We start from the raw sequence: 25,810 nt of genomic DNA, 5'->3' as shown, positions 1-25,810 counted from the left end.
AATTAACGATTCAATGTCAAAAAAGATTAGTTACATGGTGTTTTATTGCACAGCCAGCGCCTCATGGATGGATTTTTTCATATTATCTTATTTCTTTTTATAAGCTGTTTTTAGATTTTTCAAAATGGTAAAACCACGGTCAACGTCTTCGTCATTCACAATAATAGTAAACTCGTTGGTGGTCGAAATAACCTCTTTGATGTTAACGCCTTCCCAGGCAATGGCTTTCATAATGTGGTAGTAAAAACCTGTAACCTGCACATTGTCAGCTGGTAGTTTTAAGGTGATGGCCGATAATTCGCTTTGTTGTAACAAGCAATCTTCTGCTGCAAAGTACTTTTCCACAAGATCTTCATAGGCCGAGCTCACCACCAGGTTCGATTCAAAAACACCTCGTACTAAGGTGTAAAACACATCCTGGTGATTACTTATTTCCTGCATCACCTTTGTGTGACTATTAAAAATTGTATTACTGTTTCTGAAGGTGTAATCCGTTAAATTTGAACGAACAATTATATCACCCAATGACTCCAGTAGTTTTTGAAGATTCCTGTTAAGCGAATAATCCAGCTGTGGAGCAAGCCTGTTCAATGCCATTACAATAGCTCCTTGTTTAACTGGTTTCTCCGTTAATTTTTCTACCATCGGTTGTATCTGGCGCGCTAACGATGAGATGTTCAATAGTCCTTCGCATAAGGCTTCAATCACAAATGGCTTAACTTTGATTACCGATTCTACGGCCTGGCTTACAGTCTTCATACTCTTTTTATTTTGTGCAAATATATTAATTGTTAAGATATTAACAAAGTGTTATAAAGAAGTTTTTTTTGTTGAAAAACTTTCATAAACACATTGCAATTGATATTTTTGAGACCAGATTAATGATATTAACTAGTTGAATTTGACTTTGGTCGAAAGAAAGATATATGAAGAAATTTGATTTAAAAGGTTCAATTGTTGCTATAGTAACGCCATTTCTGGAGAATGGAGAGATTGATGTGGATGCTTTCGATAGCTTAATTGAGTGGCATCTGAAGAATGGAACAGATGGTTTGGTGGTTTGTGGAACAACAGGAGAAACACCTGCTTTAACCGGTGATGAAGATGCTTTTTTAATCGAACGGGCAGTGAAAAAAGTGGCAGGTCAAATTCCTATCATTGCTGGCACTGGAAGTAATTCGACTCAAGAGTGTATAAAATATTCACGTAAAGCAGAAGCTATAGGTGTGGATGCCATTTTAGTTGTAGGTCCTTATTATAATAAGCCAACCGAAAAAGGCATGTACCTGCATTTTGCTGCCGTGGCAAAAGCGATTGATTTGCCTATTATTCTCTACAATGTGCCTGGTCGCACCGGTTCAAGCATATCAGTGGCTAACGCAATTAAGCTGGGCAATGACTTTAATAATATTGTAGGTATTAAAGAAGCTTCAGGTAATTTAGCGCTCTTCACCGAATTAGTCGCTAATCGTCCGGATGGTTTTGTAGTTTACAGTGGAGATGACTTTTTAGCTTCATCCGCTAATTTATTAGGAGCCGATGGATGTATTTCAGTCATAGCCAATGTGATTCCTAAAGAATTTTCGCAGTTAATGAAATCTTCCTTAGAAGGAGATGTGGCAACTACGAATACTATTTTCTATAAATACCGCGAGCTCATGGATTTAATGTTTATCGAATCGAATCCTATTCCGGTAAAAACAGCGCTGGCTGAGATGAGAAAAGTACAAGAGGTATTCCGTTCACCAATGTGTACAATGGAAGATAATACCAAGGCTCAGTTAGTTAATGAATTAAGAAAACTAAATATTATATAGATAATTTAGTTGTTGTTGGATTGGATAAAAAAGAGTGTTTCAACGGAAATGCTCTTTTTTTATGTCTTAAACGGAAGCTTCTCTAAAAGGGAGCAGCAATGTAATAATTATACATCTAATACAAAGTTTAAACGAAGTTTCTTCGAAGTTCCTTCAATGAGTATTCAATCATGCTTGAAGGAAATATGAATAAATATTGAATAGTCTTACTGTCAAAACACTCTGAGTTGGTATTCAGGTCTTATGTTGTTGCGTATTAATGCAGGGTTAAGTCATGGATTGGTTCTGATTAATTTTTTACATTTGGTGCTCAATTAAAATAATCCACGCAATGATAGATATTCTTAAAAATCACCGAACCATACGTCAATACACCAATCAGAAAATTGAAGAAAGCCTTCTGAATGAAATTTTGGAAGCAGGTGTGCGCGCCTCAACAACCGGCAATATGCAGGTTTACAGCATTGTTGTAACACAGGATGAAGCAATGAAAGAAAAGCTGGCGCCTTGTCATTTTAATCAGCCAATGGTAACGAAAGCACCTGTTACTTTAACGTTTTGTGCCGATTTTAATCGTTTTAACCTTTGGTGCAAGCAAAATAATGCAGAGCCTGGCTACGATAACTTTTTGTCGTTTGTAACGGCTGCTATCGATGCTCTGTTAGTGGCTCAAAATGTTTGTGTGGCGGCTGAAGCTAAGGGTTTGGGTATCTGTTATCTGGGGACCACTACTTATTTAGCCGATAAAATCGTCGATATTTTAGGTTTACCCAAAGGTGTTGTGCCAATCACTACGGTTACGCTTGGCTATCCTGCAGAAGAACCAAAACAAGTAGATCGCTTGCCATTGGAAGCTGTTGTTCACCACGAAACTTATAAGGATTATTCAGAGGCTCTTATAAATGAACTATATGCAGATAAAGAGGAGTTGGAAGAAAACAAAGCCTTTGTAGCAGAAAATAATAAAGAATCATTGGCGCAAGTGTTTACCGATGTACGTTATAAAAAAGCCGATAATGAGCACTTTAGCAAAGTGCTGTTGGAGGTGTTGAAGAATCAGGGATTTATGTAATAGAAAATTACTGTCTGTTCGAAAGTGAGTTTAGGCTCACTTTTTTGTTTTTATACGCAACCATTGATTGTATTTCTCTTCTATAGGTATGTAAATCAAAGTTCTATGAAAATGATAGCCAAACTTCTTTCCATAATTCTTTTAATTGGAATTGCTAGCTGTTCTTCCGGGGATGAACCATCCAATCAATATCGTCCGATTGAATTGAATTTAAAAGCTCAACAAACCATTGAAGCATCCAATCAGTTTGGCTTTAATTTATTTACCGAACTCGCAGAAGAGAAACCAGAGAACCTGATGATTTCGCCCTTTAGTATTTCGCAAGCATTGGACATGACTTGGAATGGAGCCTCAAATACCACTTTTGACGAGATGACTTCGGTGTTGTGCCTGCCTGATGAAGATGCCGAAACAATCAATCAAGCCAATCAAACTATTAGAGAAGCACTTATTGCAGCTGATAGTAAAATAGACTTAGGCATTGCTAATTCAATCTGGTATCGAGAAGGTTATCCAATAGCCAGTGATTTTTTAGCACTCAATAAAAACTATTACGATGCTGAAGTGGAGGGACTTGATTTTTCAAAAAAAGAAGAAAGTAAGACAACCATCAATAACTGGGTTGATGATAAAACCAAAGGGTGTATTTCCAAAATTGTTGACGATATAACGCCAGGTCATGTTATGTTTCTGATTAATGCTGTTTACTTTAAAGGGAAATGGACTTATCAGTTCGATAAAGATGAAACACAGGATAGAGCTTTTAATTTGATTAATAATTCAAGTGTTGATGTGCCAACAATGCATGTGGAAGCTGATTTAGCATACTATGAAGATGCTGCATGTCGGTATGTGTCAATTCCCTATGGTAATGCTCATTTTGAAATGATTATTGCTTTGCCCAATGAGGGAAGTTCTTTGCCTGATTTTATAGCACAATTAGATGATGAAGCGTGGGGCGAAGTTGTAAATCAGCTGGAAATAAAAGGAATGTCTTTGTTCTTACCAAAGTTCACATTTAAAAATAATTTGAAGCTTAATAAGCCCCTTATAGATTTGGGAATGACAAGTGCTTTTAGTGATGGAGCTGATTTTAGCCGAATGAATGCGGATGGAATGCCAGAATTAAAAATTGACAAGGTAAAACATAAGACCTTTGTTGAGGTCAATGAAGAAGGTACTGAAGCGGCAGCAGTAACAAGCGTTGAGGTTGTGTATACAACAATTGGGCAGGGCGGTTCACCAATGGTATTCAATGTTGATCGCCCATTTTTATTTGTCATTCGCGAAAAAGATACGGGTGCGATTCTATTTTTAGGGCAGGTATATCAGCCCGAGGTTTAAGGTCGGTTTATATTGAGAAGTTGGGCAATTTCAGCCATATCTTCTTCAACGCTCGAATGAATACAGATACCCTGCCTCATCCTTTCTTCTTCAATCAAGCGTTCCTGGTCACCGGGTATTTGCACTACTGGTTGACCTTCCACACTTTTTGCCTTTCTAAAAGCCTGAATCCAGTTATCCATGTGTGCTTTAAATTCGTCAGCAGGCCTGAAGGCGTCAATGCGCATAGCACCAACAAAATGGCCAATACCTTCGCCAACCGGGTTAGGAGGTGGTGATAGAAACGATACAAAGGGAGGCACCCATGGTCCATAATTAGCACCAGATAGAACGGCCGAAAAAATATCGACCCATGCTCCAAGGCAATACCCTTTGTGCGAGCCATGTTCGCGATCGGAACCCAAGGGTAGCATGGCGCCACCATTTTTCAATGCGCAGTTATCCGTTGTTGAGTGGCCTTCTTTGGTTTGTGCCCAGCCCTTCGGTATGTCTTTATTGAGTCGTTCGTTTACTTCCAACTTGCCATTGGCGGCAGGAGTAGTGGCCATATCCATCACAAAAGGTGGTTCTTTGCCGGCAGGAATGGCTACAGCAATAGGATTAGTTCCCAGCATTCGGTCTTTGGAGAAAGTGGGAGCCACCAATGCGCTGGCATTGGTCATGCTAATGCCAATCATATCATGCTTTAGTGCTTTCATAGCATGATAACCGGCAATGCCAAAATGGTTGGAGTTTTTAACCGCTACCCAGCCGGTTCCTACATTGTTGGCTTTTTCAATGGCAATGTCCATGGCACGTTGTGCAACAATGAGTCCGGCTCCCAGGTCTCCATTGACAACTGCTGTACTTGGTGTTTCGTGTTCAAGCTGAATGTTAGGCTGCATATTAAGGCGTTGTTGCTGCCATAGCCGGATGTAACCGGATAGCCGTGCTACTCCATGAGAATCCACACCGCGCAGGTCGGCAGCAAGCAATGCTTCCGAGGCCAGTAAAGCATGTTCTTCACTGGCTCCGGCTGCTAAAAATGCATTTTTTACAAATGTTTTAAGCTGTTCAGCTGAATATATCATTTACTCTTCTCTGTGATTGTAAACAGCACTGGCCTGTGCAGTTGGCATTATCAACATGTCGTTAATATTGACATGCGGTGGGCGTGTTACCATGTACTCGATGGCATCGGCAATGTCATCAGCATAAAGCGGCGTTAGTCCTTTGTAAACATTATCAGCTTTGTCTGTATCGCCATGGTAGCGCACAATGGAGAATTCAGTCTCCACCATGCCCGGTGATACTGAAGAAACTTTAATGTTATAAGGCAATAAGTCGATGCGCATACCTTTGGTAATGGCTTCAACTGCATGCTTGGTTGCACAATAAACATTGCCATTGGCATAGGTTTCTTTGCCGGCAATGGAGGATACATTAATAATGTGGCCTTTTTTACGCTCCATCATACCAGGGATAATCTGCTTCGATAGGTACAATAAACCTTTGATGTTAGTGTCAATCATTTGTTCCCAATCACTCCACAAACCATCATGAATTGGGTCAGCACCAGCCGCTAATCCTGCATTGTTAACAAGCACGTCAATACTTTTCCATTCGGTAGGTAGGGAGGCTACTGCTTTGTCAATTTCTAATGTGTTTCTGATATCAAAACAAAGAGAGAAGATGCTGGTGTTTTTACTTTCTAATTCACTTTTTAATTCCTCCAGTCTGTCGTTGCGTCTACCGGTAATAATCAGGTTAAAACCGTTTTGAGCAAGTTTAAGAGCAGTCGCTTTACCAATGCCGGAAGTGGCTCCGGTAACCATGGCTATTTTATTCATAGATATGTGTTTTTATTTCGTTCCTCAATTAAAATCAAGAGTTCGCGTAAATTTTCCTGACGTTTCTCAAGTGTTACGTTTAAAAGCTTTTTTCCGTTTGGCGTTTGAGTTATTTTTTATACTTTCAACATGAATATCTCCTTAGCCTGAAACCTTACAAATGTATATTAAATTGTTTCTGTAAGAAAGGACAATTCTAAAATGCTGAGCTATGAGTGAAACAATACCTACAATAGAAGAAGCTGAGAAGTTAGAGTTAACTTCTGAAGAATTTGAAAAGATTAAAGTTTTACTTGGTCGCCATCCGAATTCATTGGAACTAAAACTGTTTTCGCGACTGTGGTCGGAGCATGCCAGTTATAAAAACTCCATAAAGTGGTTAAGGACTTTACCTACCAAAGGCAAAGGAGTGCTGGTTGAAGCAGGTGATGAAAATGCCGGCGTTGTTGATTTGGGTGATGGCAATGCCTGTGTTTTTAAAGTTGAATCGCACAATAGCCCCTGTGCCATACAGCCACGTCTTGGTGCTCTTACAGGCCTGCGGGTAGTTGTACGCGATATTTTCTCGATGGGGGCAAAGCCGGCTGCTTTTTTAAGTTCGTTACGATTTGGAGATGGAAAACGCGATACAGCTCGTTGGTTATTTGAAGAGGTTGCCGAAGGAATATGTGAATACGAACGCGGTGCCGAGGTGCCAATAGTAGGAGGTGAAACCTTTTTCTCACGTGGATACAACACAACACCAATTATTAACAATATGGCCATTGGCCTTGTACCTAAAGATAAGTTGTTGTTAGGTAAAGCAGAAGGAAAAGATAACCTGATATTGATAATTGGAGCTCGCACAGGAAAAGATGGCGTTGATACCGATGTGTTTGAAACGGATATATTAGCTGAAATTGATACCCCACCTGTTTCAATCGACCAGATGATGGATGTTTCGATTGAAAAGGAACTACAAGAAGCTATTCATCAAATAGCTGAAAGAGTTAATGTTGTTGGAGCTCAGTCAATAGGTACGCAGGGAGTTGTTGGTGCTGCAATAGATATGGCTAATCGAGGAAAGTCAGGTATACACCTGGATGTAGATCAGATACCTCGTCGACAGAATGACTTAGAAGTAAAAGATTTATTGCTCTCACAGACCTGGGGACGCGTATTGTTGTGTATTTCACCAGAAGATCTTCCTGCAGTAAAAGAGGTGGTTGAGCGTTTGGAAGTGGCGATGGCAGTTATTGGTAAAGTAACAGATGACAATAAGGTAGCTTGTTCTGATAAAAACTATATAGTGGCTGAGGTGCCGGTTGATATAGCCATGTTGGGTGATTCAGCTCCGGAATATGAGCGCGAGTTTGAACAAGAACCGATAAAATCACCTGAGATTAACCTGGATATCTACGATGAGCCGGATTATTATCCTGATGTAGTTCGTAAGATGTTGTCGAACCTAAATGTGACATCCAAAAGCTGGCTGACAAATAAATTTAGTAAACCATCTCACTCTAAGGGTGATAGTGGTGATTATCCAGCAGATGCTTCGTTTATCCGCATCGAAGGTTCTGATAAGACATTAGTGGCCACCATGGATTGTAACTCGCGTTATATGAAATCGGATGCTTACGTTGGGGCACAGATAGCTGTTGCAGAAGCTGCCCGTAATATAATTTGTGCAGGTGGTAAGCCAATTGCTTTATCAGATTGTCTCAATTACGGCAATCCATATGATCCAAAAGTGTATCGCACATTTGTTGATTCCGTAAAAGGCATTAGTAAAGCTTGTAATGATTATAATGTACCGGTGGTAAGTGGCAATGTGAGCTTCTATAATCAGCGTTCAGAGAATGGACAATTAAAGGCAATTACACCAACTCCGGTTATTGGTATGGTTGGCGTAGTTGATGATAAAAAGCATCATAGCACCTTATCTTTCCGTCATAAAGGTGACATGATATTCCTGGTTGGTCAATCACGCAATGATGTTAACTCGTCGGAATATGCCAGTAGTATCTTAAATATTAAAAAGTCGGCAGCGCCCAATTACGATGCCGAAGAAGAAAAAGAGCTACAAAGTTCAGTGTCTGAAATGATTCGAAAGGGGCTGGTGCGTTCTGTACACGATGTGTCCAATGGAGGGTTGTTCTTTAGCTTGTTAGAGTCGGGTATACCTTTGGAATTTGGTTTTGATATTACATCCGATGCTGAAATCAGAAAAGAGGCTTTCTTATTTGGTGAATCTCAAAGCCGGGTTGTGGTTTCTGTATCGCCAGAAAAACAGGATGATTTCGTTGACTTTATGATGAGCACCAATGTGCCGTTTTCAATATTAGGACATGTAACCAAAGGAGAAATCAGAATCGACGATGAGTCGTATGGCTATATCGATGAACTCAAAAATGCATTTGAACAAAAGCTGGCAACCTGGGTTGAAGGAGAATAATATTCACACAAAATAATCTATGAAGTCTAAATTAAGAATTTTACTGCTTGTAGTTGCAGTTATGACCGCTGGTGTTCTGGTTGCCTGGGCAAGTGGCAACGAAGCAGATAAGATAAAAGTGGGTGATGTGGCACCCGACTTTACAGTGATGACACCCGATGGGGAAGTGTCAACGGCTGATTTAAAAGGAAAAGTGGTTCTCATTAATTTCTTTGCTACCTGGTGTCCGCCCTGTGTAAAGGAATTACCGGTACTCGAAAAGGAAGTATGGAAGCAATTTAAAGACAACGAGGATTTTGTTCTTCTAGTTGTTGGCCGTGAGCATAATCCTGAAGAGTTAAAGAAGTTTGCTGAGGATAAAGGGCTTGATTTACCTTTTTGCCCCGATGAAGAACGAAAAGTTTTTAGTCAGTTTGCCACGCAATCAATTCCGCGTAACTATATCATCAACAAAGGTGGGAAAATAGTATATGCCTCGGTTGGTTATAGTCACCAGGAATTTGAGCACATGATTGATGTATTAAAACGACAGTTGTAAATAATCAACACGATAGAATTGGAGGGTGTTTAAAGCAAACATCCTCTTTTTTTATGTAGCTATAAATCCTTGCTTTTTTATATTTTTGACGAAAAATAAATATCGATGACAGTTAAACCATATACATCGGAAGGCTCCAAGAAAACACAGGTGGCTGGTATGTTCAACAATATTGCTCCTAAATATGATTTTCTAAATCATTTTTTATCAATGGGCATTGATAAAATCTGGCGTAAAAGAGCTATTAACCTCTTTAAAGGGATGAAGGAACCTCTTATTTTAGATGTAGCCACAGGAACTGGTGATCTGGCATTGGAAGCGCAGCGTCGTCTCGGGTGTAAGGTGGTTGGTGTCGATATTTCTACAGAGATGTTGAAAGTAGCTGAAGAGAAAATAAAAAAGCGTCAATTAACAGAAAGCATATCGGTGCAGGAAGGTGATTCAGAAAACCTGCCATTCGAGGACAATACCTTTGATGCAGTGATGGTGGCTTTTGGAGTTCGTAACTTTGAAAACCTGAACAAGGGCTTGACAGATATGGCCCGAACGCTCAAAGAAGGTGGAAAAATGGTTGTGTTAGAATTTTCGAAGCCTGCTTATTTCCCGTTTAAGCAATTGTATCTTTTCTATTTTCGTTACATCTTGCCTTGGTTGGGTGGGATTATTTCGAAAGATAAAGCAGCCTATACCTATCTGCCTGAATCCGTGCTGTCTTTCCCCGATGGACAACGTTTTGATGAGGAGTTGGTAAAGGCTGGCATGACACCAGTCAAGCGTTATAATCAAACAATGGGCATTGCAACAATTTACCTGTCGGAAAAGAAGGCGCAATAAAAAGCTGTTTTATCTGTTATAATGTAAAGTCAATTCGCATCCATTGAAAAAACTATTAATTGTCATATTTCTATTGGTTCAGGTAAGTGCCGTTTTTGCACAAGGCAAAAGAAGCCGTATACCTAATCTTCGTTCCTTTGATGAGCGGCCGCTGCATTTTGGTTTCCTTATTGGTATTAATACCATGGATTTTAAGGTGTATAATACAGGTATGCCCATTAGTGTTGATGGCGAACTCTTGTATGCGGATGTGGTAGATCTTACACCGGGTTTGAATATCGGTATTGTTTCCAGTTATAAACTACGAGAACATTTAAATCTGCGTTTTTTACCAGGCATTAGTTTTGGGCAACGAAATATGAGCTACATTCGCTATGACGGGGATGGTAACATGGTTGGAGAGCGGGAAACCTTTAAAATTAAGTCGACGTACCTGGAGTTTCCATTATTGCTTAAATATAACGCTTTTCGAATGCACAATGCCAAGCCTTATCTGGTTGGAGGTTTCAATACACGTTTTGATTTAGCCAAGGATAAGCAGGATAAATTGCTGTTAAATTCCTTGGATGGGTATCTTGAATTTGGTGCCGGCTTTGATTTTTACCTGACTTATTTCCGATTGTCGGTTGAAGCGAAGATGTCGATTGGTCTGGCAGATATGCTTAATCATGACGGAACAGGCGAACCGGGCGATGAGGCTTATACCGAGGCACTAAATAAACTCAACTCCCGAATCTTTTGTCTGACCTTCTATTTTGAATAAATTCAATTACTTTTGCGTCTGAATAGGCTCATTCATGATGAATGGGCTATAATACACTGCATCAATGAAACGCGAAATAGTTTTACGTTTATCTCCTAAAGAGGCTGCTGATAATACGATTATCAAAAGTTTGGTAGCCAAAAAAATGAAGGTTACCCCCGAAAAGGTGACTTATTTTCGTGTGGTTAAACGTTCTATTGATGCCCGCCAAAAGAAGGTGTTGGTGCAATTGCACATTGAGGCATATGCCAATGCTAAGCCACCAAAGTTAGAACCTGTAAAGTTTGAATATCCTGATGTTAACAATAAACCCGAAGTGGTTATTGTAGGGGCAGGTCCCGGAGGTTATTTTGCGGCTTTGCGATTGATTGAATTGGGGCTTCGACCGATTGTACTGGAGCGTGGGCGTGGCGTGAATGAACGTAAAAAAGACCTGGCTTTGTTAAACCGCAACGAGTCGGTTAATACAGAATCGAACTATGCCTTTGGCGAAGGAGGAGCCGGAACGTTTTCTGATGGTAAGCTGTATACACGCAGTACAAAAAGAGGTGATTTCAAAAAAGTACTGGAAGTATTCAACTTTCACGGTGCCAGTGAGGATATACTGATTGATGCCCATCCGCATATTGGAACAGATAAACTACCCGAGGTTATTAAAGCCATGCGTCAATCAATAATTGATGCAGGTGGTGAGGTGCATTTCGATACAAAGGTTACGAATCTGATTTTGGACGAAAACCGAATTACCGGTGTAGAGGTAGAATCGGGAGATAAAATACTTGGGCAAGCAGTCGTGTTGGCTACCGGTCATTCGGCACGCGATGTATATTACATGCTGGATGAGAATAATGTTGAGTTGGAAGCCAAAACATGGGCGATGGGGGTGCGTGTTGAGCATCCGCAGGAACTGATTGACCAAATTCAATACCACTCTCCAAAAGGACGGGGCGATTATTTACCGGCAGCTACCTATAGTTTATCGTGCCAGATGGATAACCGTGGCGTTTATTCGTTTTGTATGTGTCCGGGAGGCTTTATTGTGCCGGCAATGACCGATGCTGATGAAATGGTGGTAAACGGTATGTCGCCATCCAAGCGTAATTCACCCTGGGCTAATTCCGGTATGGTGGTTGAGGTAAAACCTGAAGATATTGGCGAGTTTCAAAACAAAGGTGTTTTAGGAGGCTTGGAGTACCAGAAAGAATTAGAGCGATTGGCCTTCGTTAATGGAGGTCAGGGAGTTGTGGCGCCAGCTCAGTCTTTAGCTGATTTTGTTGATGGACAGTTGTCTTATGATTTGCCGGAGTGTTCATATGTGCCTGGTTTGGTGGCTTCACCTTTGCATTTTTGGTTACCCGAAAATATTGGTATGCGACTGCGCAAAGGATTCGATTATTTCGACAGGCGTGCCCATGGCTTTGTGACTAACGAGGCACTGGTTGTTGGTGTTGAAAGCCGCACCTCTTCGCCGGTTCGTATACCGCGCGACAGGGCGACGTTTCAGCATGTCCAGGTACAAGGTTTGTATCCTTGTGGTGAAGGCGCAGGATATGCAGGAGGTATAGCCTCTTCTGCTATTGATGGTGAGCGTTGTGCTGAAAAAGCCTGGGAATTTATTACCGGAAAAACAATAGCCGACCTAAACAGGAAATAGGGTTTATTTCACTTGCCTTCTAAATTCAGCGCAAATAATTGCTGTGGCAACCGATACATTTAACGATTCTGATGTTGGTGCATCTGCCGGGAATGGTGGGATGTACAATCGATGATTGATAAACTGTTCGACCTCGGAGCTAATGCCTTTGCCTTCATTGCCCATGATGATTAATCCATTGATGCTTAGTTGCTTATTGTACATGTTCTCCCCATCTAAAAAAGTGCCGTAAATAGGTAAGCCAAGCTCAGAATAGGTTTCTAAAAAGCTAGTATTTTCCACGTAATATACATTGATACGGCTAATGGCGCCCATGGTCGATTGAATCGTCTTGGGGTTGTAGATATCGGCACAGTTTTTTGAGCAGATAATGTCCTTTATTCCAAACCAATCGGCTAACCTGACAATGGTGCCCAGGTTGCCCGGATCTTGTACTTCATCCAAAAAAAGACATAGCTTATCGCTTAGTTGAGAAATATTAAGAATGTTGTTATTTTGATGAAATAAACCGATAACTTCGGGTGGACTTTTCAATGCACTCACCTTTTTAATTTCTTCATTGGTGGCTTCTATCACCTCAGTGTTGTGAGGTATTCGTTTATCATTTTGAACAAGCCATTGAGCGGTGCCAATTATTGTTGAAGGGTGAATGTCTGAGCTAAGTAGATCACTAACCAGTTTATGACCTTCGGCCACAAAGAGTTCATTTTGATCGCGCATCTTTTTTCGGTTTAATGACAAAATGAATTTTTGCTTGTTTTTACTTAGCATATTGTGAGGTGTTAAAATTGAATCAAGTTTATGTTGGGCAAAGTTATATCTTATCGCGCTAATTAAATATCTTTATGGCAAATTAACGGAAATCATAGTCCTAAACTTCTGGTTTTACAGCAGCAAAGTTACAATGGGGAATAAGTATAAAGTATTCATTGGAGTGGTATTGGCTTTGATGGCCTATGGCTGTCGAAGCACGAAATACGTGCCTGATGATGCTTATTTACTCAATAAGATTGAAATTGAAAACGAAGCAAAAGACTTGTCGAAAGAAGAGCTTCGATATTATGTTCGTCAGCGCGAGAATGTGAAGATTTTAGGATTTTGGCGCTTTCACCTTGGATTATACAATTTATCGGGGAAGAACACTACCAAAGGTTTTAACAAATGGTTGAGGCAAATTGGTGAGGAGCCGGTTTTGTATGATGAGCTGTTACAACAAAAATCGAAGGAACAACTTCGTTTGTATCTGAATAATAAAGGCTATTATCATACTGAGGTGAGTGATACCATGATTATCACTGGTAAGAAGAAAGCTAAAGTTAAATACTTGATTAACGCTGGTGAACGATACAGTGTTAATAAAGTTTCTTACCGGATTGATGATGATTCAATCAAAGGCTATATTCTGAAGGATACTATAAATGCTGTGTTAAAGAGTGGTGTTCCGTTCGACGCCGATCTTCATGATAAAGAGCGTTCGCGTATCACACGGGAAATGCGAAATAACGGTTATTATGGTTTTCGTAAAGAGTTTATTTATTTCTTGGCTGATAGTGCTTTGGGTAATCACTCGGTCAATGACTCACTGATTGTAGTAAAAGATAGAATTCAGATGGCTGGGCGCAAGGATTCGATCATAAATCATCATAAATACAAAATAAAGGATGTTTACTTTTTGGTTGGTTATGAGCCACAAAGAGCATTAAAAGAAGGAGCGGCTTATCTCAATAGTTTCGACAGCTTGGCGTATGAAGGGTGCAAAATTTTATATGGCGAGAACCTGGATTTCAGAGCCGATGTGTTAATGAATTCCAACTATATTTTTCCTGGCGATACCTATAATCAGGAGTTGGTTGAGAAAACTCAATTGCTTTTGGCTGAATTGCAACTGTTTCGTTTTGTTAACATTCGTTTTAGAGAATTAGAAGGGGAATTTGATGAGGATGGTAAAGGTTTGTTGCAATGCTTTATTCAACTGTCATCATCTAAGTTGCAAAGCTATACGGTTGAAGTTGAGGGAACTAACTCGTCGGGTAACCTGGGGGCGGCAGGTAGTTTTAACTATAAGCACAAAAACTTTTTACGTGGGGGTGAAGTGTTTGATATGCGCTTTAGACTTGCTGGAGAGAACCAACGTTCACGCGCTGGTGAAATGTTTCAGACTCTTGAGGTTGGAGGTGATGCAACATTGACAATTCCAAAGTTTTTGATGCCTTTCAAGGTCGAAAACTTTAGAAAACGGTTTAATCCACGCACTAATTTTTCAATTTCATATAACTATCAGCGTCGCCCGGATTATACCCGTACAATTGCCAATAGTCGACTGGGTTATACCTGGAAGGCGACACCGTTGGTAACTCATTATCTCTCGCCTATTGATTTTAGTGTCATTAATGTGCCCTACATCGATCCGGATTTTCAAGCTCAGATAGAACCAACATTCCTAAAGTATAGTTATCAGGATCATTTGATCAGTAGTACTTCTTATACTTTTATATATAATGAACAATCATTGGCAGGTAGTAAGAATTATCAATATTTTCAGGCTAATCTGCAATTGGCGGGTAATATATTAGATGGGGTGAGCTCCTTGATTAAGAGCAATCAGGGCAAAGATTATAACGAGGTGTTTGGTATTCGTTATGCTCAATATGTAAAGGCTGATATTGATTGGCGTTACCATCTTAAAGTCAATAAAATTAATTCGTTTGCCTATCGTCTTTTTATGGGGGCTGGTTATCCCTATGGAAACTTAACTGTATTGCCTTTTGAAAAACGCTATTTTTCTGGTGGTGCTAACAGTCTTAGGGCATGGCCGGTTCGAGGTTTAGGACCTGGCTCGTATGAAGAAACGCAGTTGGATTATTATAATCAGACAGCCGATATTAAATTAGAGGCCAATGCTGAGTATCGTTTTAAGCTATTTTGGTTGCTTGAAGGCGCTTTCTTTATCGATGCTGGTAATATCTGGACAATCCGTCCAACGGGTGATGAAGAGATAGATAATAAGGGCTTGTTTAATTTTGATACTTTCTATAAACAAGTAGCTATTGGAGTTGGAACTGGTGCCCGTCTTGACTTTAACTACTTTGTTTTCAGACTGGATATGGGTGTTAAGGCGCGCGATCCAATATTGCCCGAGGGGCAGCGTTGGGTTTTAGGTGTTAAACCAACGACCTGGGATGATATCACATTTAATTTTGCTATCGGATATCCGTTCTAAGCGATTGTAAATAATCGTTAAACTTCTTTTAAGATCACAAAAAAACGATTATTCAGCAGCCTGTTTTTTGACTTCTGGTTTTGTGCTTTTAATCAATGAAGAGTTTATGAAGTGTTGTGAAATGTATTGACCAACAAGCTAATAAGTGATAAATATCATGCTTTTTGCTTTTGATTTGAAATACTAAATTAAAATTAAGTGTAAGCAATAGGAGCTTGGTGGCTAAAAAAGTGTAATCATTTTTAAATGATTTTCACTAATTTCGTAGAGTTTTTGAGAAAATTATTATTTCGAACTATAAATTAAAAGCTATGAAGCGAGTATTAGATGTTGTAAAGCCTGGTGTTGTTACTGGTGATGACTTAGGTAAACTTTTAGCAGTAGCAAAAGAAGAAGGTTTTGCAATGCCTGCTGTTAATGTTGTTGGAACAGATTCAATTAATGGTATTCTTGAGGCTGCAAAGGCAGTTAACTCTCCGGTTATGATTCAGCTTTCAAATGGTGGAGCTGCTTTCTACGCAGGAAAAGGTTTAAAATTAGATGGTCAGCAAGCTCAGGTATTAGGAGCTATTTCAGCTGCTAAGCACGTGCACACTTTGGCAGAGGCTTATGGTGTACCTGTCGTGCTTCACACTGACCATGCTGCAAAAAAATTATTGCCTTGGATTGACGGATTATTAGACGCCAGTGAAAAGCACTTTGCTGAAACGGGTAAGCCATTGTTCAGCTCGCACATGCTTGACTTATCAGAAGAGCCATTGGAAGAAAATATCGCTATTTGTAAAGAATACTTAGCTCGCATGAGCAAAATGGGTATGACTTTGGAAATTGAGTTAGGTATTACTGGTGGTGAAGAAGATGGTGTTGATAACTCAGATGTTGATAATGCGTTGTTATATACTCAGCCAGAAGAAGTAAGCTATGCTTACGAGCAGTTGTTGGAGGTATCTCCTAACTTCACTATTGCTGCTTCATTTGGTAACGTACACGGTGTATATAAGCCAGGTAACGTTGTTTTGAAGCCTTCTATCCTTGATGCATCTCAGAAGTACATTCAGGAAAAACACAATACAGCAGAGAAGCCTGTTAACTTTGTATTCCACGGTGGTTCTGGTTCTACTTTAGAAGAAATCCGTGAAGCCATTGGTTACGGTGTAATCAAAATGAATATCGATACTGATACACAGTGGGCAACTTGGGATGGTATCCGTCAGTTTGAAGCGGCTAACCGCGATTACTTACAAGCTCAGATTGGTAACCCAGAGGGTGACGACAAGCCAAACAAAAAGTACTATGATCCTCGCGTTTGGTTACGCAAAGGACAAGAGACTTTGGTGGACCGTTTAAAAGTAGCCTTCGAAGATCTTAACTGCATCGATCGTTTATAATATACCGATAATACATAAACAAAGAGGCGCAATGTTATACATTGTGCCTCTTTTTTTTTATTTTGGTGCTTCACTATATCGAATAGATAATCTAACACATCATTATGCGTCCTACATCACCATCGTCAAGAGATAGTTTTACGAGTAAATTTGGAGTTATTGCTGCGGCAGCAGGTTCGGCTGTCGGCTTGGGCAATATCTGGAAATTCCCTTATGAAGTTGGGCAAAATGGTGGTGGAGCTTTCCTGGTTTTCTATTTCTTCTTTATCATCACAATTGGTTTACCCATTATGATTTCGGAATTTGTTATTGGTCGTCGAACCAATGCCAATGCAGTGAGAGCTTTTAAGAAACTAACTCCGAATCGTCCATGGTATTTTACAGGCGTTATGGGAGTAGCCGCTGCTTTTATGATATTGGCCTTTTATGGAGTGGTAGCAGGGTGGACATTGGAATATATTTATCAGGCTGTGATAAACTCATTTAAAGGGATGTCGCCATCTGAATTATCTGAAGGGTTTAATACTTTTTTGAGTAATCCCATCCGCCCCATTGTGTGGCAAGTGTTGTTTATGATACTGACTGCAATTGTGGTCATCGGAGGAATCAAAAATGGTATTGAAAAGCTTACAAAAGTACTGATGCCGGTATTGTTAGTTATCATTATTGTGATGGGGGTGCGTTCTTTAACGCTTGGAACTAACGAATCGGCGTCTGGTGAGGTAATTGGTCGTTCATTTGATGGATTGAAGTTCTTGTTTCAGCCAGATTTTTCCAAAGTTAATATTGATGTCATTCTTGATGCTTTAGGTCAGGCTTTCTTTTCTTTAAGCCTGGGCATGGGAACGATTATTACTTATGGGTCATATATTCGTAAGGATAATAACTTGAATAGGACAGCTATTCAGGTTGCATTTCTGGATACCCTAATTGCTTTATTGGCTGGGATTGCTATATTTCCTGCAGTTTTTTACTTTAATGTGGCACCAACTGAAGGACCTGGACTGGTTTTTACCGTATTACCAAGTATATTTCAAAAAATGGTTGGAGGTTATTTCTGGACCTTGGCATTCTTCCTGCTGTTGGCAGTAGCAGCTTTAACATCCAGTATTTCTTTATTGGAAGTTGCTGTGGCTTATTTTGCAGAAGAATTGAAGGTAAACAGGGTGAAAGCAACCATAATCACTACCATCTTAATTACCACTTTAGGTGTGTTCTGTTCATTGTCGAATAATGTGTTAAGCGATGTGAAAATATTTGGACGGGATATTTTTGGTGCGATGGAATATTTGTCCTCCAATGTAATGTTGCCTCTTGGTGGCTTTTTAATCGCTTTGTTTGCAGGTTGGGCCATTAAACGAAGTGATTTCTATGGAGAATTATCCAATGAAGGCACTTTTAAACTCAAGCTGTTCGATACTTTATATTTTATCATTCGATTTATAGCCCCATTTGCGATTGCACTCGTTTTTCTTTATTCGGTTGGTTTGCTAGGTTAATTAAAACTTACGGCTTATGTGGCGCGATTGGTTATCTCTCTCCCGAAGAGAGCAATTAGGTTTTATTGGTCTGGTTGTCATTTTGTTTATTGTTGTTGGTGTGATTTTCAAGAAACGCCCTGTTGCTGAAAAAGAAATAGATAAACAGTTGCTCAATTGGGTCGAAAGTGTACGATTGTCTGAAAATGTCATTAAATCAAAGAAAGATACGGTCTTTCGCTTTAATCCCAATACTGAAAGTGTTAAGCGCCTGCAGATGCTCGGGTTTTCCAATTTGGCCATTGTCAATCTGTTAAAGTATCGCGAAGCTGGTGGAGTCATTAAGTCGCCGGATAAGTTGAAGCAAATTTATGGAATAGACTCAATGTTGTTTGATAAACTAAAGGGTTATATTGCACTGGATATTAAGCAACAAAAGCCAAAGAAGAAATATGAGTATGCATCTTCCAGGGGCTCTTTTAATAAGGTTCAGATAAATAGAGTTGATGAAAATGAGGAGGTGTCAGATAGGGTAGATCTACAGCTCGAGATTAATACTGCTGATACTGCTATGTTTGCGCTGTTAAAGGGCATTGGTCCTGTACTATCGAGACGAATTGTGGCCTACCGCAAGAAGATAGGAGGATACTATTCGATTCAACAATTAACTGAGGTTTATGGTCTTTCGCAAGAGGTGATCGATTATAACTTACCTTATTTGGAAGTAGATGAAACAGCTATGGAGCCAATGGATATTTCGACAGCTAGTCTGCGACAAATGAAGAATCATCCCTATTTAGATTTTTATATGGCAAAGGAAATATATGAAGCACGTAAGGCGGAGCAGTTGATTTCTATTATGCAGTTTAGGGAGTCAGATTGTTTTCAGAAAGCCGATACAAGCAAGCTTAAACGCTATTTTGTGGTTGGAAAAGAAGCGAGTGGAGAGAATTAATTGAAAAAAGTATGGCTAAAAATTTGTTGTAGTCGGTAAACTTCATTTTCTTTGCACCTGCAAAATTTCGAGGGAGCTGCTTTGGTAAGCTTCAAAATGTTGAATTTTTGCGGTTTAATGACTAATTTTGCGGTTCAAATAAAAAGTAAGCGTTATGATAGTAATTCCTATTAAAGAAGGCGAGAACATTGAGAGAGCCTTAAAGAAATTTAAAAGAAAATTCGAGAAGACAGGTGCTATGCGTGAGTTAAGGTCTCGTCAGGCATTTACTAAACCTTCTGTAGTAAGAAGAGAGCAAGTAAAGAAAGCTATATATATCGAGCAATTGCAGCGCGAGTCTGAATAAATTGCTCGCGGAGGGCGTCTGTTTACTGCTTTTTTCGTATATTCGTTTACAGCATAAAAAGACACCCTCTGTTAATGCAATACTTAGAATCTTTCTATAATTATTTAGTGTATGAGCGAAGAAATTCGGCTCATACGATTACTGCTTACAAAAAGGATTTAAATCAATTTTGTGAGTTTCTGGAGCAAGAAAAAATCGAGCTCTGGACAACAGTAACTTCAAAAACCGTCCGTTCCTGGATGGTGTCTTTGGTTAACGGAGGAGCATCGCCAAGGACGGTGACACGCAAGGTGTCCACACTCAAAGTATTCTTTCGATTTTTAATGGTTCAGGAGGTGGTTGATAATAATGTGGCCGAACATGTTGTTACGCCTAAAGTGCCTAAGCGTCTGCCTGTTTTTGTAAAAGAAAGGGAAATGGACTTTTTGTTGGATAGTGTCGATTTCGGTTCTGATTTTAAGGGTTTACGCGATAGGTTGATAGTTGAGATTTTTTATCACACCGGCATGCGTTTGTCTGAATTGGTTGGCTTAAAAGATGAAAGCATAGATTTTGGGAATGGTGTATTCAAAATATGGGGTAAGCGAAATAAAGAACGAATTGTTCCCATAATAAAAGAACTAAAGATATCGCTTGTTCGTTATATAAATGAACGAAACAAAGTGTTTCCTGATAGGGCTAATTCAAGTCTGCTATTAACCGAAAAGGGTTTGCCTGTGTATCATAAATTAGTGTATCGTGTGGTGAATGCCTACTTGAGTCAGGTGTCAACTGTTGTTAAAAAAAGTCCTCATGTGATTCGGCATTCATTTGCTACAGCTTTGTTGAACAGAGGGGCGGACTTAAATGCGATAAAAGAGTTGTTGGGGCATGCTAACCTGGCAGCAACAGAGGTATATACGCATAATACATTTGAAAAACTTAATTCTATTTATAAACAGGCTCATCCCAGAGCCGAAAAGATGGAGGATTATATATGAATATTACAATTCAATCCGTACGTTTTACAGCGTCAGCACAGTTAGAGGAGTTTATTCAGCAGAAGGTAGGAAAATTAGATCAATTTTTTGATGGGATTGTTTCTGCAGAGATTATTCTGCGCTTGGATAAGTCAGATTCAACAGAGAATAAAGTGGCTGAAATAAATCTTAATATTCCTGGAGAAAATCTGTTTGCAAAAAAGCAGTGCAAAACATTCGAAGAAGGGGTTGATTTGTCGGTAGACGCTTTGCGTAAACAACTGATTAAATGGAAGGAAAAGGTGCGTGCCAAATAATGAAAAAAAGAATAGTTTTTTTTGTGTTCTTGAAAATAAATTATACATTTGCACACCGATTTTAGGGTAGTAAAACTATGCTAAAGTACTATAAATAGGCTGATTGACTAAGGTTATCGGCCTATTGAAATGAAATAAAGTTAGTGTTTTGCTAACAACGATCTTTGTAAAAGTGATGTGATTTTAATTGGGGAGATACCAAAGTGGCCAACTGGGGCGGACTGTAACTCCGCTGACTTATGTCTTCGTAGGTTCGAATCCTGCTCTCCCCACTTTTTTAGGATCTAAATCTATTTTTTGCTGACATTAAGATGGAATTTACTTATCTTTAACGTCCTGCGAAAAAATGCGGGAGTAGCTCAGTTGATAGAGCATCAGCCTTCCAAGCTGAGGGTCGCGGGTTTGAGCCCCGTCTCCCGCTCTCTTTAGGAGCTGTGATGACGATTCCTTAAAAATATTAATTAAAGATTCAATTTATATCTAATTGTCTAATATTTCGAGTTATGGCTAAAGAAACATTTGTAAGAACGAAGCCTCACGTTAATATCGGTACCATTGGTCACGTTGACCACGGTAAAACTACTTTGACTGCTGCAATTACTAAAGTATTGGCAGAAAAAGGACTTTCTGAAGTGAAAGACTTCGATCAGATTGATAACGCTCCTGAAGAAAAAGAAAGGGGTATTACAATTAACACTGCTCACGTTGAGTACCAAACAGAAAACCGTCACTACGCTCACGTTGACTGTCCAGGTCACGCCGACTACGTAAAGAACATGGTAACTGGTGCTGCTCAGATGGACGGTGCTATCCTTGTATGTGCTGCTACTGACGGTCCTATGCCTCAGACTCGTGAGCACATCCTACTTTGTCGTCAGGTAAACGTTCCTAAAATCGTTGTTTTCTTGAACAAAGTTGACATGGTTGACGATGAAGAATTATTAGAGCTTGTTGAAATGGAAGTTCGTGACCTATTGAATTTCTACGAATTCGAAGGTGATGATTCTCCAGTAATCATGGGTTCTGCACTTGGTGGTTTGAACAACGAGCCAGAGTGGGTTGACAAAATCATGGAACTAATGGCCGCTGTAGATGAGTGGATTCCACTTCCTCCACGTGACGTTGAAAAAGATTTCTTGATGCCTGTTGAGGACGTATTCTCGATTACTGGTCGTGGTACTGTAGCAACTGGTCGTATCGAAACTGGTGTAATCAACTCAGGTGAAGAAATGCAGATCATCGGTCTTGGTGCTGAAGGTAAGAAAACTGTATGTACTGGTGTTGAGATGTTCCGTAAGATTCTTGACCGTGGTGAAGCTGGTGATAACGTTGGTCTATTATTACGTGGTATCGACAAGAAAGAGATCAAGCGTGGTATGGTATTAGCTAAGCCTGGTTCAATTAACCCTCACTCTAAGTTTAAAGGTGAGATTTATGTATTGAAGAAAGAAGAAGGTGGGCGTCACACTCCTTTCCACAACAAATACCGTCCTCAGTTCTATTTACGTACATTAGACGTAACTGGTGAGATTACTCTTCCTGAAGGAACTGAAATGGTAATGCCTGGTGATAACGTAACTATTACAGTAGATTTGATTTACCCAGTTGCATTGAACCAAGGTCTACGTTTCGCTATCCGTGAAGGTGGTAGAACTGTAGGTGCTGGTCAGGTTACTGAAATTCTTGACTAATCACTGATTAGAATATAGATAACCGGAAGTATTGCTTCCGGTTATTTTACGGGTGTAGCTCAGTTGGTAGAGCACTGGTCTCCAAAACCAGGTGTCGGGCGTTCGAGTCGCTCCTCCCGTGCTAAAAGAGCCGGTTTTAGATTGTAGCAAATTTAGAGCCGGCAAACTAATGAAAATACTATGAGTAAGATAACAACATATTTCAAGGACGTTCAGAACGAGTTGATGAACAAGACTTCATGGCCAAGCTGGTCGGAGTTAACAAATAGCGCAATTGTTGTAATGATTGCTTCAGTAATTATTGCTGGCATCATCTTCGCTATGGATTACTCGTTTGATAACATTCTTGATTGGGTATATAAACGCCTTTACTAATCTTATTAGGACTCTCAGATAATGGCAGAAGTCAATAAAAAATGGTATGTTCTTCGAGCAATCGGAGGAAAAGAGAAAAAGGTAAAAGAATATGTGGAGAGCGAAATCGCCGGCTTAAAGCTGACCGATTACGTTAGCCAGGTGTTGATACCAACCGAAAAAGTATATCAAATTCGTAACGGTAAAAAGGTGAGTAAAGAGCGTCCTTATTTGCCAGGGTACGTATTGGTAGAAGCTGCTATGGTTGGTGAGATACCGCATATCTTAAGAAATATCCCAAATGTTATCGGATTCTTAAATGACAATGATGATACACCGGTGCCATTGCGTCAATCTGAAGTTAACCGTATTTTAGGTAAGGTTGATGAGTTGAATGAGACCGATGAGGAAATCAATGTGCCTTACTTTGTTGGTGAAACTGTAAAAGTGATTGATGGACCATTCAACGGCTTTAACGGTTTAATTGAAGAAGTCAACGAAGAGAAAAAGAAATTAAAAGTGATGGTGAAAATTTTCGGAAGAAAAACACCATTGGAATTGAGTTTTATGCAGGTAGAAAAAGAGTAATACTTAGTAAGAATCGCTTCCGTGCAACTTGTTTGCATTTACAAGTACTAAATTTTTTACCGATAAACTATATTTATTAATAAATACGAATTGCTACAATGGCTAAAGAAGTAGAAACCTTTATCAAACTTCAGATCAAAGGTGGTGCAGCAAATCCTTCACCTCCGGTAGGACCAGCATTAGGTGCTAAAGGAGTGAACATCATGGAATTCTGTAAGCAATTCAATGCCAGAACACAGGAGAAAGCTGGTAAAGTTTTACCTGTGGTCATCTCGGTGTATAAAGACAAGTCTTTTGACTTCGTTATTAAAACACCTCCGGCATCTGTTCAAGTATTGGAAGCAGCTAAGCTTAAAGGTGGTTCAGCAGAACCTAACCGTAAGAAAGTTGGATCTGTTACTTGGGAACAGGTAAGAGTAATTGCCGAAGATAAGATGGCTGACTTGAATTGTTTTACTGTAGAATCTGCAATGAGGATGATCGCCGGTACCGCCCGAAGTATGGGAGTAACCGTTTCGGGAGAATTCCCTGGTAGTAACTAATTAAGACCTTTTTGCGAAAATGACAAAACTAACAAAAAATAAAAAGTTAGCGTTAGAGAAATTGGATGCCTCAAAGCATTACACTCTTGAAGAAGCAGCAAAATTGGTAAAGGAAATCACCACTACCAAATTTGATGCCTCTGTTGACGTTGATGTGCGTTTAGGAGTTGACCCTCGTAAAGCAAATCAAATGGTTAGAGGAGTTGTAACTTTGCCTCACGGAACTGGTAAGGAGACTCGCGTTCTTGTAATGTGTACTCCAGACAAGGAAGAAGAAGCAAAGGCTGCAGGCGCTGATTTTGTTGGATTAGACGAATACATTGAGAAAATCAAAGGCGGTTGGACTGATGTAGACGTGATCATAACAATGCCTAGCGTAATGGCTAAAGTAGGTGCTTTAGGGCGTATCTTAGGACCACGTGGTCTTATGCCAAACCCAAAGAGTGGTACTGTAACCATGGATATCGCTAAAGCTGTAAACGAAGTGAAAGCTGGTAAGATTGACTTTAAGGTTGATCGTTACGGTATTGTTCATACATCAATCGGTAAAGTATCATTTACTGAAGATAAAATAGTTGACAACGTAAAGGAATTTATGAGCACGATTATGAAGCTTAAGCCTTCATCTGCTAAAGGAACTTACGTAAAGAGTGTTAGTCTTTCTAGTACTATGAGTCCTGGTATTCGCATCGATGCTAAATCAGTGGATGCTTAATGTTTAATCTTTAAAAAGACGAAGGAATCATGAGAAAAGAAGATAAAAATACATTAGTCAACGAACTGCTTACAAACCTTAATGAGTACAGCCACTTCTATGTAACGGAAGCGGGTGGTTTGAATGCAGAAGTTAGTAGTAATCTACGCCGCGAGTGCTTTAACAAAGAAGTGAAAATGGTGATGGTTAAAAATACCATTTTCAAGAAAGCGTTAGAGCAAATGGAAGGCGAATACGAAGAGATTTATCCTACTTTAAAAGGAACAACAGCAGTATTGTTTTCAAATACTGGTAACGTTCCGGCGAAGTTGATTAAAGAATTCGCTAAAGATAACGCTAAGCCAGAACTTAAAGGGGCTTATGTTGAAGAGTCAATTTACGTTGGTGCAGACCAGCTAGAAGCTCTTGTTAACATCAAGTCTAAGGAAGAGTTACTTGGCGATGTTATCGGATTATTACAGTCTCCAATGAAGAATGTTGTTTCTGCGCTTTCATCTGGAGGTTCAACAATTCACGGTTTATTACAAACCTTAGCAGAAAAAGAATAAAAAAAGTACAAACAATATTTAATAAATAGAAAAATGGCTGATATCAAAAAGTTGGCAGAAGAGTTAGTAAATTTAACTGTTAAAGAAGTTAACGAGCTTGCTGAAGTATTAAAAGAAGAGTATGGTATCGAACCTGCTGCTGCAGCTGTAGCTGTTGCAGGTCCTGCTGCTGGTGGTGAAGCTGGTGCTGCTGCTGAGCAAACTGAGTTTGACGTAATTTTAAACTCTGCTGGTGGTTCTAAGTTAGCTATCGTTAAGTTAGTAAAAGAAATGACTGGCGTTGGTCTTAAAGAAGCTAAAGAATTAGTTGACAAAGCTCCAACTGCATTAAAGGAGAAAGTTACTAAAGAAGAAGCTGAAGCATTAAAATCTCAATTAGAAGAAGCGGGAGCAGAAGTTGAACTTAAGTAATTTTAGTCCT

General features: G+C 39.6%; 26 protein-coding genes and 3 tRNA genes. 25 read left to right on the top strand and 4 right to left on the bottom strand.

Features of this window, described 5'->3' with window-relative positions; all coding sequences use genetic code 11:
- Positions 1-87 precede the first annotated feature (87 nt).
- A complete protein-coding gene (locus J1N10_RS00635) occupies positions 88-759 on the bottom strand; it encodes a hypothetical protein (protein ID WP_262324736.1) in 672 nt (223 codons plus the stop codon).
- 167 nt (positions 760-926) lie between these two features.
- Here J1N10_RS00635 and dapA point away from each other — a divergent pair, with 167 nt between their 5' ends.
- The 3 genes from dapA (at position 927) to J1N10_RS00620 (ending at position 4,233) form a co-directional block, all read left to right on the top strand.
- Positions 927-1,817, top strand: a complete 891-nt coding sequence (dapA, locus tag J1N10_RS00630) for a 4-hydroxy-tetrahydrodipicolinate synthase (protein ID WP_262324735.1) — start codon at positions 927-929, stop codon at positions 1,815-1,817.
- Positions 1,818-2,148: 331 nt separating this feature from the next.
- On the top strand, positions 2,149-2,889 hold the full coding sequence (locus J1N10_RS00625; RefSeq protein ID WP_262324734.1) for an NADPH-dependent oxidoreductase: 741 nt from the start codon (positions 2,149-2,151) through the stop codon (positions 2,887-2,889).
- Positions 2,890-2,994: 105 nt separating this feature from the next.
- Positions 2,995-4,233, top strand: coding sequence for a serpin family protein (locus J1N10_RS00620; protein WP_262324733.1), 1,239 nt, complete (start codon positions 2,995-2,997; stop codon positions 4,231-4,233).
- On the opposite strand, the gene J1N10_RS00615 is transcribed toward J1N10_RS00620, so the two are convergent.
- On the bottom strand, positions 4,230-5,303 hold the full coding sequence (locus J1N10_RS00615) for an Ldh family oxidoreductase (RefSeq protein ID WP_262324732.1): 1,074 nt from the start codon (positions 5,301-5,303) through the stop codon (positions 4,230-4,232). The two genes, J1N10_RS00620 and J1N10_RS00615, sit on opposite strands and share 4 nt — an antisense overlap.
- The gene (locus tag J1N10_RS00610) at positions 5,304-6,062 is read right to left on the bottom strand and encodes an SDR family oxidoreductase (protein WP_262324731.1); all 759 of its coding nucleotides are present in this window, start codon (positions 6,060-6,062) and stop codon (positions 5,304-5,306) included.
- Between the two features lie 211 nt (positions 6,063-6,273).
- Between J1N10_RS00610 and purL the strand changes: the two genes are divergently transcribed.
- The 5 genes from purL to J1N10_RS00585 all read left to right on the top strand — a co-directional run bounded on the left by purL (position 6,274) and on the right by J1N10_RS00585 (position 12,288).
- Entirely contained in the window at positions 6,274-8,499 is a 2,226-nt protein-coding gene (purL, locus tag J1N10_RS00605; protein WP_262324730.1) for a phosphoribosylformylglycinamidine synthase subunit PurL, read from the top strand.
- Positions 8,500-8,518: 19 nt separating this feature from the next.
- On the top strand, positions 8,519-9,037 hold the full coding sequence (locus J1N10_RS00600) for a TlpA family protein disulfide reductase (protein ID WP_262324729.1): 519 nt from the start codon (positions 8,519-8,521) through the stop codon (positions 9,035-9,037).
- Positions 9,038-9,142: 105 nt separating this feature from the next.
- Complete coding sequence (gene ubiE / locus J1N10_RS00595) at positions 9,143-9,871, top strand: bifunctional demethylmenaquinone methyltransferase/2-methoxy-6-polyprenyl-1,4-benzoquinol methylase UbiE (protein ID WP_262324728.1); 729 nt, start codon at positions 9,143-9,145, stop codon at positions 9,869-9,871.
- Between the two features lie 43 nt (positions 9,872-9,914).
- Positions 9,915-10,634: a type IX secretion/gliding motility protein PorT/SprT gene (gene porT / locus J1N10_RS00590; RefSeq protein WP_262324727.1), complete on the top strand. Its 720-nt coding sequence runs from the start codon at positions 9,915-9,917 to the stop codon at positions 10,632-10,634.
- Between the two features lie 64 nt (positions 10,635-10,698).
- Positions 10,699-12,288 carry an NAD(P)/FAD-dependent oxidoreductase gene (locus J1N10_RS00585; protein WP_262324726.1) on the top strand — a complete coding sequence of 530 codons (1,590 nt, stop codon included), beginning with the start codon at positions 10,699-10,701 and terminating at the stop codon, positions 12,286-12,288.
- Positions 12,289-12,291: 3 nt separating this feature from the next.
- Here the strand turns inward: J1N10_RS00585 and J1N10_RS00580 are convergent, their stop codons facing one another.
- Positions 12,292-13,059 carry a TrmH family RNA methyltransferase gene (locus tag J1N10_RS00580; RefSeq protein ID WP_410053428.1) on the bottom strand — a complete coding sequence of 256 codons (768 nt, stop codon included), beginning with the start codon at positions 13,057-13,059 and terminating at the stop codon, positions 12,292-12,294.
- 133 nt (positions 13,060-13,192) lie between these two features.
- Between J1N10_RS00580 and tamL the strand changes: the two genes are divergently transcribed.
- From tamL to rplL, 17 genes are all read left to right on the top strand, one after another.
- Positions 13,193-15,508 carry a translocation and assembly module lipoprotein TamL gene (tamL, locus tag J1N10_RS00575; RefSeq protein ID WP_262324724.1) on the top strand — a complete coding sequence of 772 codons (2,316 nt, stop codon included), beginning with the start codon at positions 13,193-13,195 and terminating at the stop codon, positions 15,506-15,508.
- 311 nt (positions 15,509-15,819) lie between these two features.
- Positions 15,820-16,896 carry a class II fructose-bisphosphate aldolase gene (gene fbaA / locus J1N10_RS00570; protein ID WP_262324723.1) on the top strand — a complete coding sequence of 359 codons (1,077 nt, stop codon included), beginning with the start codon at positions 15,820-15,822 and terminating at the stop codon, positions 16,894-16,896.
- Positions 16,897-17,000: 104 nt separating this feature from the next.
- Positions 17,001-18,395 carry a sodium-dependent transporter gene (locus tag J1N10_RS00565; protein ID WP_262324722.1) on the top strand — a complete coding sequence of 465 codons (1,395 nt, stop codon included), beginning with the start codon at positions 17,001-17,003 and terminating at the stop codon, positions 18,393-18,395.
- A gap of 16 nt (positions 18,396-18,411) precedes the next feature.
- The gene (locus J1N10_RS00560; protein ID WP_262324721.1) at positions 18,412-19,329 is read left to right on the top strand and encodes a helix-hairpin-helix domain-containing protein; all 918 of its coding nucleotides are present in this window, start codon (positions 18,412-18,414) and stop codon (positions 19,327-19,329) included.
- Positions 19,330-19,483: 154 nt separating this feature from the next.
- The gene (rpsU, locus tag J1N10_RS00555) at positions 19,484-19,675 is read left to right on the top strand and encodes a 30S ribosomal protein S21 (RefSeq protein ID WP_212228489.1); all 192 of its coding nucleotides are present in this window, start codon (positions 19,484-19,486) and stop codon (positions 19,673-19,675) included.
- Positions 19,676-19,749: 74 nt separating this feature from the next.
- Positions 19,750-20,655 carry a tyrosine-type recombinase/integrase gene (locus J1N10_RS00550; RefSeq protein WP_262324720.1) on the top strand — a complete coding sequence of 302 codons (906 nt, stop codon included), beginning with the start codon at positions 19,750-19,752 and terminating at the stop codon, positions 20,653-20,655.
- Positions 20,652-20,951: a ribosome hibernation-promoting factor, HPF/YfiA family gene (gene hpf / locus J1N10_RS00545; protein ID WP_262324719.1), complete on the top strand. Its 300-nt coding sequence runs from the start codon at positions 20,652-20,654 to the stop codon at positions 20,949-20,951. The genes J1N10_RS00550 and hpf overlap by 4 nt, the downstream gene beginning before the upstream one ends.
- A 189-nt stretch (positions 20,952-21,140) precedes the next feature.
- Positions 21,141-21,223: transfer RNA gene (locus J1N10_RS00540), tRNA-Tyr, on the top strand.
- 76 nt (positions 21,224-21,299) lie between these two features.
- Positions 21,300-21,372: transfer RNA gene (locus J1N10_RS00535), tRNA-Gly, on the top strand.
- An 82-nt stretch (positions 21,373-21,454) separates the two neighbouring features.
- Positions 21,455-22,642 (top strand): elongation factor Tu, encoded by a 1,188-nt coding sequence (gene tuf, locus J1N10_RS00530; RefSeq protein WP_262324718.1) that lies wholly within the window; start codon positions 21,455-21,457, stop codon positions 22,640-22,642.
- A 48-nt stretch (positions 22,643-22,690) separates the two neighbouring features.
- Positions 22,691-22,763, top strand: a tRNA-Trp gene (locus J1N10_RS00525).
- 59 nt (positions 22,764-22,822) lie between these two features.
- The gene (secE, locus tag J1N10_RS00520) at positions 22,823-23,017 is read left to right on the top strand and encodes a preprotein translocase subunit SecE (protein WP_262324717.1); all 195 of its coding nucleotides are present in this window, start codon (positions 22,823-22,825) and stop codon (positions 23,015-23,017) included.
- 21 nt (positions 23,018-23,038) lie between these two features.
- The gene (gene nusG / locus J1N10_RS00515; RefSeq protein WP_200464028.1) at positions 23,039-23,584 is read left to right on the top strand and encodes a transcription termination/antitermination protein NusG; all 546 of its coding nucleotides are present in this window, start codon (positions 23,039-23,041) and stop codon (positions 23,582-23,584) included.
- Positions 23,585-23,682: 98 nt separating this feature from the next.
- Positions 23,683-24,126, top strand: a complete 444-nt coding sequence (gene rplK / locus J1N10_RS00510; RefSeq protein WP_262324716.1) for a 50S ribosomal protein L11 — start codon at positions 23,683-23,685, stop codon at positions 24,124-24,126.
- A gap of 19 nt (positions 24,127-24,145) precedes the next feature.
- Entirely contained in the window at positions 24,146-24,841 is a 696-nt protein-coding gene (gene rplA, locus J1N10_RS00505; RefSeq protein WP_262324715.1) for a 50S ribosomal protein L1, read from the top strand.
- A 29-nt stretch (positions 24,842-24,870) separates the two neighbouring features.
- Complete coding sequence (rplJ, locus tag J1N10_RS00500; protein WP_262324714.1) at positions 24,871-25,389, top strand: 50S ribosomal protein L10; 519 nt, start codon at positions 24,871-24,873, stop codon at positions 25,387-25,389.
- 33 nt (positions 25,390-25,422) lie between these two features.
- The gene (gene rplL / locus J1N10_RS00495; protein WP_262324713.1) at positions 25,423-25,800 is read left to right on the top strand and encodes a 50S ribosomal protein L7/L12; all 378 of its coding nucleotides are present in this window, start codon (positions 25,423-25,425) and stop codon (positions 25,798-25,800) included.
- Positions 25,801-25,810 lie beyond the last annotated feature (10 nt).

It is taken from the genome of Carboxylicivirga litoralis (assembly GCF_025499605.1).
Taxonomy (GTDB): Bacteria; Bacteroidota; Bacteroidia; order Bacteroidales; family Marinilabiliaceae; genus Carboxylicivirga; species Carboxylicivirga litoralis.
The sequence above is the reverse complement of the archived record's forward strand: the minus strand, read 5'-3'. Positions and strand labels throughout refer to the sequence as shown.